The organism is Okeania sp. SIO3B5, from assembly GCF_010692555.1.
Taxonomy (GTDB): Bacteria; Cyanobacteriota; Cyanobacteriia; order Cyanobacteriales; family Microcoleaceae; genus Okeania.
Genome location: NZ_JAAHHG010000308.1, coordinates 1 through 11939 on the forward strand (window position 1 = coordinate 1; position 11939 = coordinate 11939).

Below are 11939 nucleotides of genomic sequence, written 5' to 3' on the forward strand. Positions count from 1 at the left end.
CAATAAATACACCCCTTCGGAAAAGAGGGAGTAGTAGGGACGTTGTATGCAACGTCCCTACTACTCCCTCTTTTCCGAAGGGGTGTATTTATTGCATTAAAGAATACTTATGACTTTGAGTCTGGGGAGAAGTCAAAATGTCTTAAAATATATATCGCGAATTACATAGGAGTATTTTAAGAATATGAGTGGTGAGATTTTCAATGCAGCTATTTTGTCTTTTTCTGTAATTCTGATTGGTTTAGCTGGAGGCTTCCTATTACTTAAATTACAAGGAGGCGAATAATCAAATTTCCCAATGTTTAAAGTAGTATGACCCCTTAGCTGACTGAGCTTTATACAACAGGAGCATTTCCTCATTGATTTTTATTTAGTGGGGAATGCCTATGGTGGTATAGCACTACGGTAGATCCTGTTTGCGGAGCATTGACCTAGGAAAAATTCAGTCAGGGATTACTTTTGACTTTTGACTTTTGACTTTTGACTTGCGTTATATTTACTTTCTATTAATTTTATGGTAGCTTAAACAGATTAATAAATATAAACTCAAACATATTTAACTCAAAATATTAAGTTTTGTAAAAAAATGAGAGAAGTTTGATAGAGTGATAAAGAATCTTTAATATAATTAATAAACTGTTTATGAAACTATTAATCGTAGGGGCTACTGGTACTCTTGGTAGACAAATAGTACGCTGTGCCCTAAACGAAGGTTATGAAGTACGCTGCTTAATCAGAAGCTACAGTAAAGCATCTTTTTTGAAAGAGTGGGGGGCTGAACTAATAGGAGGAAATCTCTGTAAGCCTAAAACTTTACTACCAGCTTTGGAAGGAGTTGATGCAGTTATTGATGCTGCAACTTCGAGACCAACAGACTCTCTGAGTATTAAACAGGTAGACTGGGAAGGAAAAGTAGCGCTGATTCAAGCTCTAGTGGCTAAAGGTGTAGAACGTTTCATATTTTTCTCCTTTTTAAATGCAGAGAAATACCCCCAAGTCCCTCTCCTAGAAATTAAGCGATGTACAGAACTTTTTATTGCTGAATCTGGCTTAAAATACACAATATTAAAGCCCTGTGGTTTTTTACAGGGATTGATTGGCCAGTATGCAGTGCCAATATTAGATAAGCAAGCAGTTTGGGTTCCTGGTCAAGGAACAGCTATTGCATATATGGATACTCAAGATATTGCTAAGTTTGCTGTCCGTGCTATCTCAGTTCCCGAAACAGAAAATCAAAGCTTTCCCGTAGTAGGTCCCCGTGCTTGGGATGCTAGTGAAATTATTCGGATGTGTGAAAGACTGTCTGGAGAAAAAGCAAAAGTAACCCGTACCAATATTAACTTACTGCGTACATTCCGTCAGCTTACTAGACTATTTCAATGGGGTTGGAACGTCTCGGATAGACTAGCTTTTGCAGAAGTATTAGCCAACAGTCAGCCATTAACAGCTTCAATGGATGATGTTTATCCTGTATTTGGCATTAATCCTGAAGAAATAACTACACTAGAATCTTATCTGCAAGAATACTATAGTCGGATTATGAAAAAGTTGAAGGAAATAGAATACGAGCAAGCAAAATTAGGAAAATCAAATTCCAAGAATAAACCTTTCTTTTTCTAAAAAAGTTTAATACCAATTTTTAAGGCGAGCATCTCAGTTATCAGTTATCAGTACCTCTAGCTGTTTGCGCAGCATGACCTAGGAAAACTAGAGACTTGAGACCTTATTTTTTGGTCAAAAAAAAATAGTTGTAAACTATACAAGCTATATATGTGATATGTGAAATAATTGCCTGAAATTGCTTGAGCGTTAAAGTTATGAGTCCATAAAATCTTACTTTTGACTTTTGACTTTTGACTTTTGAATTCCGTGAAACGGTATGATCACCCTGAACTAGATTTTTTCGAGTGTCAAAAATAGGAATCATTTATAACGATGCCAAACCAATAGCTTGTCGCATAACTAATGAGTTAAAAGACAAGCTCACTGCTTATGGCTATGATATTCAGATAAACAGTGGATCGGGAGGAATCTTAGGTTATCCCAGCCTAGAACGTCCCTTATGTCATACTTCTATAGACCAATTAGTTCCTTCTGGCTTTACCAAAGACATGACATTTGGTGTTGTATTAGGAGGGGATGGTACAGTATTATCTGCATTTCGTCAAGTAGCACCTTGCCATATCCCACTATTGACTGTCAATACAGGTCACATGGGTTTCTTAACTGAGACTTTTGTCAATCAGTTATATCCAGCTATTGAACAGGTATTAGCAGGAAACTATGAAATAGAAGAACGGACAATGCTAGAAGTACGTCTGTTCCGAGATAATGAATTATTATGGGAAGCCCTTTGTTTAAATGAAATGGTTGTACATCGGGAACCTATGACCTGTATGTGCCATTTTGAAATTCAAATTGGTCGGCACGCTCCTATAGATATTGCGGCAGACGGTATTATTATTTCTACTCCTACTGGTTCTACTGCTTATTCTTTATCAGCAGGTGGCCCCGTCGTGACTCCTGGAGTTCCCGTTTTGGAACTGTCACCTATTTGTCCCCATTCTCTAGCATCCCGTGCCTTGGTTTTTGCTGATACTGAACCAGTAACTGTTTTCCCTGCTAGTCCAAATCGTATGATGATGATTGTAGATGGTAATGGAGGATGTTATGTCTTGCCAGAGGACCGAGTACGAGTGAAACGATCGCATTATAAAGCACGTTTCATTCGACTCAAGCCACCAGAATTTTTCCATGTTCTGCGCGAGAAATTGGGATGGGGACTGCCACATATTGCCAAGCCAACTTCTGTGGAATTGCCTTAAATTAGCCTGGTAGTTATTTTTCGCAATTCTCACCTAGGTTAACTTCAATATGCCAGGATTATATCAGAAGGCATTAGTATCATAAACATTCAACACAAATATAGTGATATATAGTCATATATAGTTATATGTAGTCATATGGCCTCCATAAATTTGGGCAACTATTGACAGAATCTAACAATGTCTGTGATAATAGAGAAACAAATAGCCACGCATAGTCAACGATCTGAGTTCAATAGGGTGAAATTCCACCGACTGACACGCTACCTCTAGACACATCAGAACCTACGTCCAAGCCTCTATATTATGACCAAGTAGAAATTGAATCAGTGAGATAATCATGCAAAGAGGAAAAGAAAAAGTATTCCCAAATGCTTTTAGCTATGGGATAGAGGGTGTTGTAGTTCACGAGCGTCATGGTAACACCTGCAAAATAAGGATGTATCATATTTGGCTATATTTTTATGAACTATGAGTACCTTAACTATAGATCGAGATCGTTCTGTATTACTAATAGAAACTGATGAAATTCTCGCCCAATATGTGAGTTTGGATCTAGAGGAGTCAGGCTATCATCCAATTGTAGCTACTAACTCTACCACGGGTCTTCACAGGGCAATAGAAATTAAACCTGCTTTGATTGTAATTGACCGAATGTTGGCTGGTGAGTCTGGACTATCATTGTGCAGTCATTTGAGGGAAATGGGTAATAATATGCCTATATTATTGATGATGGCTCGCGACCAAGTTGATGACCGAGTTGCTTGTCTGGAGTCTGGAGCTGATGATTATTTTCTCAAGCCTTATCGCAGTGATGAATTCTTAAAATTAGTCCGTTTTTATTTACAACCTACTGTAGCAGAAAAGGACCAATTGAGATTTGGCAATTTAATTTTAGAGTTGGCTACTCGGCGAGTTTTGTGTCATGGTCGTAGTATTGAGTTGACTATGAAGGAATTTGAGTTATTAAGGTTTTTAATGGAGCATCCTCGGGAAGTATTGAGTCGCGAACAGATTTTGGAAAATGTTTGGGGTTATGATTTTTTGGGAGAGTCTAATGTAATTGAGGTATATATTAGATACCTACGTCTGAAAATTGAACAAGAAGGTGAAAAGCGATTAATTCAAACAGTCCGTGGTATTGGATATGTTTTGAGGGAAACTTAGAGTCGTGACGTTCTCCTACATCAAATCAAAGATTATGATGTAGGCTTGCCCACCTCACGGACGCGGGCTTTCTGTTTTGCTGGCGCAACGCTGCGCGTTACATGTTGCGGAGCGAAACAAAAGGAGTGCAACCACTTAACCCTCCACAGACAGAGACGATGAGACACACCGCCTTTTTGTACTAAACAATTCTGTACTCCAGAAAGTTCCTTCAAGAGTTTTACCTTTTCACGGGTTGACGCTTAACTTCAGCAATTGAACCCCATACTCTATGTCGCTTTCTATGTGCTTTTATCAGGTGCGTATTACCGCTACTCCTAATATAGTCAAAATAACACAAAAAAGCACACAATGCAAGTTCCTAAGTGGACGCTACGCGGTTTATTTGTTGGTCGGCAATTCCCCTCCCGTTAACATTTGTATAACGGGACACCCCTTGCCGACATGAAAGTTGGGAGCTTTAGGCATCTCAAGAAAAGAGGAAGGCTGGAAGTAGGCGATAGGAAGAAAGGATTGTTAACGAATCAGAAGTCAGAAGTCAGAAGTCAGAAGTTAACCCACCCCTGCCCCTCCCCAACCCACCCCCGCCCCTCCCAGGAGGGGAGTCAGGAGGGGAAGTAAGGGATTTGAGCAACTCTCCAAAAATATTGCGCCTTAAAAGGCAGGGTTTTAGACCCATATTATTTTGATAATTTCTGTGCAATAATAAATTTTATTTTTTATCATTGGAAATATCTAGTGAAATATCAAAAAAATTACTATTTATGAATCAAAATATACATACATAGAATATCTGATAAATAATTAATTATATAAAATCCTGTTATACAGTCATCGTACTTTCTACTTCCATGCAATGCAGATATAAAATGACTACTTATCCCCAGATTATTCCAACCCTCATCCTTTCTTCTTCCTGACTCCTATCATTATACAATAACTAATTATCCGGATACTAAGTTATGGATCGTAAAATTTGTTTACTTAAGTCTAGAATAATCTTATTTCTGTTGCTTTGCTGTTTGCTACAAATAATATTTGTTCAAGTTTTTAATACTCCAGCACAAGCTCAAAATATATCAGATTCTCAGATATCTCCACAAGGCCAAATTTTACCAATTACGGCAAAAGCTCATATATCTAATCAGATAATTAATTTAGAAGTGGCGAAAACCCCTCAACAGCAAGCAATAGGTTTAATGTACAGGACTAAACTTGCTGATGACCGAGGAATGTTATTCTCTTTTGACCCGCCTCGAAAAGTTGGCTTTTGGATGAAAAATTGCCAAATATCTCTTGATATTATATTTATTAATTCTGGCATAGTTCAGGCGATCGCTGAAAATGTCCCTCCCTGTCTAGCTGACCCTTGCCCTAATTATGGAGGTGATGTGTTAGTCGATCAAGTAATTGAACTTCGGGGAAGACGTGCAAAGGAATTAGGTTTGAAAGTGGGAGACCGGATAATGATTACAAAAATTTAGGTATTTGACAGAATTGACATTGAAGAAGGTTGTAGTAGACTGACACGCCTAAAAATGTAGGTTGGGTTGAACGGCAGTGTTAGCGGAGCTTCCCGAAGGGAAACCCAACAAAACCTTACTAATGTTGGGTTTATCCTACGGATAAGCTTCGCTAACGTCCCTCAACCCAACCTACACTTATTGCTTTATTTGACTTATGAAATAGCTGTGTGCATACTACTTCGCAGCAAAAATAACGGAATATCAATAATCAAACTTCTTCCATCTTCCTTTTGCTACAAAACAAAAAGATTGAGTTCAAAAATTGGATGATTTATTTTTTGCTATTCCCCAGACCTATAATTTTTGTACAACAAGCTAAAAGATCGCGAAATTGTGAATTATGTTGACAAAACCTAATAAAACTTTTTATTATTTTACTCACTATATATTTACACTCAAGTTTTAGTTTGCTATATTGGTAACCCAGACATTATTTAGATGGATTCAAAGTATTGTTAACCCAAAGTTCAGAATATGAATTCTTTGGCTTTTCATGGTTTGTAATACTGCTATTCTATTCATCGGAAATAAATCAAAATAAATTAAGTTTCGCAAGCTGTAAGAGAAATATTTGGACAATATCGATAATGCTGAACTGAGTTACGAGCATTACTTTGACCAAGAAGGTATGGAAGATATAGAAAAACTTGTCTTGCCAAGAGTCTATTTTTGCTTTGCTTAATTTAATTCTGTTGATTGGTGTGAGGATAATGATATTTTGTGCTAGAAGTGAAAATCTAGTTGTATATTTTTGCGCATTTACGCATAAAAGATTGTTTGTATTGTGAATTAAAATACATACAAATATTAAAAGAAAGTAGTTATTTTCTCAAAAATTGACTCGACCAAGTTTAGCCTCGTAAGTAGTAATTTTTTGAAAAAAGGCAACCACCTACTTAGATACTGTGTCTGGGACGGTAAGCATTTCCTAGGTCATGCTGCGCAAACAGCAGTCAGCTATCAGCTATGAGCTTTGTTACCTTTAATGGACAATTTAAGCTTGTTGTTCTTGTGCTTCAATTCTTTGTTTAAAAATGTAGTAGAAGTGAAGAAAATGCTTGCTTAATTTATTAAAAAGCTGTTTGCCCAGTATGACAAACGGAAGAACTGACTGCTAATAGCTGTTTGCGCAGCAGTCCGCAGGAAGTGCTTAACTGCGACGTTTATATCTTTTGACTAGAGAGAGAATTCAATAGAAAGTCTTCTGTAATTTTCAGACAGATAGTGAATTGTTTTTCAGCCTGAATGTATATACATTTTGAGTTACGATAATTTCACTAAATATTTCTATAAATTAATAGCTAATTTTGCGGAATAGCATAAGCAACTTATGTAGGTTTAAATCGAGCTATTCTCAAAATTTAATATAGTCCAAGAGTAGTAGTTTTTGTTGAGTTTCACTCTAAATTTTTTGAAAAAATGTAGAGTTTAGTAAACAGATAAAAAACTGGCATATTCTAGCAATACCCAAGAAAAATTATTGCTTGATAATAGTAAATAACTATCGATAACATACCAAAAAAAATATCAATTTTATTGACATGATAATTCTCTTAAATATGTGACTCTATAAATTTTCTTGGAAACAAGAGTTACAAAGAGAATGGTGTCTGAAAAATAGGAGGTCATTTCAGTTATCAGTTATCAGTTATCAGTTATCAGTTATCAGTACCTCTGCAATAAGGGGGCTTGAAATACGGAATTCTCTTTTTTTTATCCCCTTAAAAGGGGAGGCGCATACCCACAATTTATCGGTAAAGAAAAATGACACCAAATAATAATTATGCTCGTTTTATCCATTTCTTGAAAGATGAATTATCTATTTCTTCAGCTTCTATAGCAGTTGCAGAAAGAGCTAGTATTAGTTCAACATTAGTAGATCGTAAACCAGACTTTAGTGCTTTTCCAATGATTTTATGGCAATATGGTTTAGTTACTCTAGAACAGTTGGATAAAATATTTGATTGGCTAGAAACCACTTATGATTTCAACTAAATGCCAGAATAATAACTAGAAACAGTCAATTTAAATTTAGTTCAGAACTAAATTTAAAATCTATCATTAAACATTAAAAATAATGATTTTTAAATATGTAGCTATATTTAGCTAGTAGTAAAACTAAATAAATTTGATGATATATATCCTCAATTTACCGAAAAATTGGGTTTAAAGCCTCGCCCTTGTAGGGCGACTTTTTATTTGAGCATGCAAGTGAATTGGATATATGCTAAACTATTATTAGTTGCCGGGGGGCACGCCTCCTCCGGAGGAGCTGCGAATTGCGGAAACTCGTGCGCGGACGTGGAGGGAAGCATCAGACTACCGCCAAGGAAGCAGCACCCTGTGTTAGCGACAGCTATGCGAAGCAAAGCGTCAACCCGCCGAAGAGCTACGGCTCAGTAGGAATCCCCGCGCCTTTAGGCCGGGGAGGATGTCAATACTAACTACTAACCGATGCTAACTTATGACTCGGCTAAAACTCTAGAAGCAGTAGCTACACCTGCTCCTGGAGTAAAAGCTTCATATCCCAACTCTCGCAAAGCAACTTCTAATGCAGAGATAGCGGTGAGAATATCCCGTTCGCTAACAAAACCCAAATGTCCAATACGGAAAATTTTACCTTTCAGGTGGTTTTGTCCACCAGCTAGAGCAATATCAAAACGCTTATTTACAATAGTCCGTATTTTTTCTGCGTCTATTTCTGGTGGAGGAGCAACTGCCGTAATAGCAGGACTAGCTACTGCATCTGGTCCAAATAGGGGCAACCCTAAAGCTTTGACTGCTGCACGAGTCGTACTCATTAAACGTTGATGGCGAGCAAATATATTTTCTAATCCTTCATCTTGCATCATTCTAAGTGTAGCTTGCAAGGCAAAGAATAAATTTACTGGTGGGGTAAAAGGTGTAGTATTTTTAGCTGCATCTTTACGATACTTACCCAAGTCAAGATAGTAACGTGGTAATTTGGCCGTTTCATATGCAGTCCAAGCTTTAGCACCTACTGCCACAAAAGCTAAACCAGGGGGTATCATATAACCTTTCTGAGAACCTGAAGCAACAACGTCAAGGCCCAACTCATCTATTGGTATATTGACTGCCCCAATACTGGTGACGGCATCTACTATAATTAATGCTTCGCCATGAGCTTTAACATAACTATTAATAGTTTCTAGGTCATTGAGAACACCTGTAGAAGTTTCACTATGGGTGATAATGACCGCCTTGATTTTTTTCTCTTTATCTGCTTCTAGTTGTTCACGAAATTTTTCCGAGTCCAGAGGTTGGCCCCATTCTGCCGTGATTTTTTCGACTTCGAGACCATAGGCCGTAGCTACTTCTTCCCAGCGATCGCCAAATTTACCATTACATCCACATAGTACGCGATCGCCTGGACTGAGAAAGTTAATGATACCTGCTTCCATGGCCCCAGTTCCACTAGATGCTAAAATTAGCACATCATTTTTTGTTTGATGTAGCCATTTGAGGTTTTCTGTCACCTCTGCCATAATTTTGGAAAAATCACCGCTTCTATGGCCTATTGGATGTTTGGCCATAGCTAGTAAGGCTGTTTCTGGTACTGGAGTAGGTCCGGGAATCATTAACATTAGTTTGTCATTCATTTTTTCTATTCCTTTGTTTTGTGTTACTTGAGTTAGTTTATATGTTTATTGATTGAGAAGCATTTCATTGAAAAAACTTATTTTTTCTTTAAGATTCCCACCTGAGAAAGTTTTAGTTATTTTAGGAATTATTTAATTTTAATTATTTTTTTTTGAGGATTTTTTGGATTTTTATTTCTATAGAATTTACATTTTAGATATTAAGAGATTGGGTGCATCTCATAGCAAGCAAAAATACTTTTTTCCTATATATTCCCTGTTCCCTGTTCCGGTGTTCCCTGTTCCCTAAAAGCGATAAATTTTTGGCTTTATTCACGCATTGAGATGCACCCAAGAGATTATTCAATAGTTGAAGCAACTATTTATCTGGTAAAAGTTATATGAAATACGTTAATATTTGCTACCAAAGATTGATAGCGAGATAGGGAAATTCGTATTCATAAATATTTTTTTTGCTTGCTCTAATGTACTTAGGACTTGCTGATTAATTCTCAAAGTATTAATAAATAAAGGTATTAGTCTTTTTTGGGTTCAAAAAAGTGCTAGCTTTTCGGTGAAAAAAGCTCAAAAAGTTAGTATAGCAGTCAGGAATCAGATGTGAGAATTGAGGTGTTCCTTGTAAAGTATAGGATATAGCAATTATCTTATTCTTATGTATTCGTTTCTTCCCTATTCCCTATTCCCTCCATACCTATTCCCTAAAGCAAAAGTCTCCAATATCTCACAACTAAAATCATATTGCTATATTTTGGGCTGACTATGGTAGAAAAATCAAGGGACAATTCTTGCTCCTACCTCCTCTATAATTCCCATTTTTCCTGAATTCTGAATTCTGAATTCTGAATTCTGAATTCTGACTCCTACCCCTACAAAAGACTTTCCATACGCAAACCATACTTAATATTTATTTTTCTGTTTCATTGAGAGACCATTGATATTCAATTGGTAAATTTGCCTGCTTGCAACTTTCTTCAAGTTGTTTTTGTAGCGCTAAAGCTTTTCTCACAGCTACAATAAGTTCCCGTACTTTTGCGTGCTGCTTTGTATTATAGTCTACTGCTAAAATCGTCTTTTTTTCTAATAACTGAAGTAGCAGTTCATAATGAATACGGGAGGGAACTGGTATTGGTTCCATAGTTTTATTTATAGAGGTTTACAAATTGGTTCATTATGCCATGTAATAATTTCAACAAGAAATAGAAATCATAGAGCTGCTTCATTAGTAATTATTCTTGAAAAAGGAGGAAGGAACAAGGAAAGAGTTGATTTAAATCAAACTATAACTAATTGTAGACATCTTGGACGAAGATGCAAAAAAAGTTTAGATTTAACCTGTTATTTCATGTCCGCGCTCGATATTTTCTGTAATTCTAAGTATGAATATCTAGAGGAATATTTATAGCAGTTTGAAAATAGATAGACTACAGTAGCCAAATAATTCTTCTACTGTCTACTCCCTCATCCAAAATAATTTTTTAATCTACTTAAATTAATTGCGCTGTAAGTTTTTTTTCAGACTTTTAAGTGTTCCTCCCTCTTCCCTCTTCCTTACCTTTACAATACCAATGCTATCGGACTTAATATTATGGGACTTTAGCAGTAAATTTTTATTCTTTCTCAATTTCAAAGGTTGTTTTTACCTTCTCCAAAATTAATAGCTGTTAACGTAGTTCCGACCTAGGAGGCTAGCTAATAGCTGACGGCTGTTTGCGCAGCATTCCGGAGGAAATGCTTACTTAATTATTAGGTAAATAACTGTAGTAATGCTGCACCAGGGTCTGCTTTTTTCATCAGAGACTCACCTATTAAAACAGCATCCACACCAGCATTTTTAACAATGTTTACATCTTGATATCCATGTATCCCTGACTCACTTACTACTAAAATTCCAAGTTTTTCTAACTCCTTTTTCCTAGCTTCCATTAATTTACAAGTTGTTTGTAAATCTACTGAAAAATCTGCTAAATTGCGATTATTTATACCTACCAATTTAACTCCTTCTATCGCTAATACCCGGTCTAACTCTGTTAAACTATGAACTTCAACTAAAGCAGTCATTCCTAAAGCATTAACTATCTTGATAAAATATTTTAAATCTTGGTCTGATAATATTGCCACGATTAGCAGTACAGCATCAGCTCCATATAAACGAGCAAGATATATTTGATATGGATAAATTAGAAAGTCTTTACACAGTAGTGGTAAGTCAACATTTTTCCTAATATTTGACAAATATTCAAAGCTACCTTGAAAGAATTTTTTATCCGTTAAAACTGAAATACAAGTTGCACCATTTTGTTGATACGTTTTAGCTATAGTAACTGGTTCAAAATCTTCTCTAATTACCCCTTTACTAGGGGAGGCTTTTTTAACTTCAGCAATTACAGCAGGTTGAGTTTTTCCTGTTGATAGGATAGCTAAAAAATCCAGAGGAGCAGACATTGAGTTGATTTTCTTTTTTAACTCAATTAATGGTTGTTTATCCCGCAGATAATCTACCTCTTTTTCTTTATACCAAACAATTTCTTCCAGAATATTTTGAGGTTTTGAATTTGGCAAAGCAACTTCATAGCGTAAATTACCCATTTCTACGGGTGAAGTTGGCGGTCTGCGACGAATTTGCATTATATTTTGTCTTGATAATTTACTATTTTTGGTAGTTTAAATAAATATTGAAGAAGGCAGAAGGTCTAACTGCATGAGCATAGTCTTCGACAAGGTACTTTGTCTCCACAAACCACAAACAATTATATAACGGTTTTCACTCATTTTGACTACAAAAACTTAAGCTCCCGATGCCA

At 36.3% G+C, this 11939-nt stretch carries 9 protein-coding genes; 6 read left to right on the forward strand and 3 right to left on the reverse strand.

Annotated elements, in window-relative coordinates:
- Window positions 1-184: 184 nt before the first annotated feature.
- From petM to F6K54_RS29520, 6 genes are all read left to right on the forward strand, one after another.
- Window positions 185-286, forward strand: coding sequence for a cytochrome b6-f complex subunit PetM (petM, locus tag F6K54_RS29495; protein ID WP_063823346.1), 102 nt, complete (start codon window positions 185-187; stop codon window positions 284-286).
- A 356-nt stretch (window positions 287-642) separates the two neighbouring features.
- Entirely contained in the window at window positions 643-1620 is a 978-nt protein-coding gene (locus F6K54_RS29500; RefSeq protein WP_293085759.1) for an SDR family oxidoreductase, read from the forward strand.
- Window positions 1621-1907: 287 nt separating this feature from the next.
- Window positions 1908-2825 (forward strand): NAD(+) kinase, encoded by a 918-nt coding sequence (locus tag F6K54_RS29505; protein ID WP_293085761.1) that lies wholly within the window; start codon window positions 1908-1910, stop codon window positions 2823-2825.
- Between the two features lie 471 nt (window positions 2826-3296).
- Complete coding sequence (gene nblR, locus F6K54_RS29510) at window positions 3297-3992, forward strand: response regulator transcription factor NblR (protein WP_293085764.1); 696 nt, start codon at window positions 3297-3299, stop codon at window positions 3990-3992.
- Window positions 3993-4954: 962 nt separating this feature from the next.
- Entirely contained in the window at window positions 4955-5476 is a 522-nt protein-coding gene (locus tag F6K54_RS29515) for a DUF192 domain-containing protein (RefSeq protein WP_293085767.1), read from the forward strand.
- 1806 nt (window positions 5477-7282) lie between these two features.
- Window positions 7283-7513, forward strand: coding sequence for a DUF2949 domain-containing protein (locus tag F6K54_RS29520; RefSeq protein ID WP_293085770.1), 231 nt, complete (start codon window positions 7283-7285; stop codon window positions 7511-7513).
- Window positions 7514-7980: 467 nt separating this feature from the next.
- On the opposite strand, the gene F6K54_RS29525 is transcribed toward F6K54_RS29520, so the two are convergent.
- From F6K54_RS29525 to trpC, 3 genes are all read right to left on the reverse strand, one after another.
- A complete protein-coding gene (locus tag F6K54_RS29525; protein ID WP_293085773.1) occupies window positions 7981-9138 on the reverse strand; it encodes an alanine--glyoxylate aminotransferase family protein in 1158 nt (385 codons plus the stop codon).
- A 904-nt stretch (window positions 9139-10042) separates the two neighbouring features.
- Window positions 10043-10273, reverse strand: coding sequence for a DUF5340 domain-containing protein (locus F6K54_RS29530; protein ID WP_293085776.1), 231 nt, complete (start codon window positions 10271-10273; stop codon window positions 10043-10045).
- 608 nt (window positions 10274-10881) lie between these two features.
- On the reverse strand, window positions 10882-11763 hold the full coding sequence (trpC, locus tag F6K54_RS29535; RefSeq protein WP_293085779.1) for an indole-3-glycerol phosphate synthase TrpC: 882 nt from the start codon (window positions 11761-11763) through the stop codon (window positions 10882-10884).
- Window positions 11764-11939 lie beyond the last annotated feature (176 nt).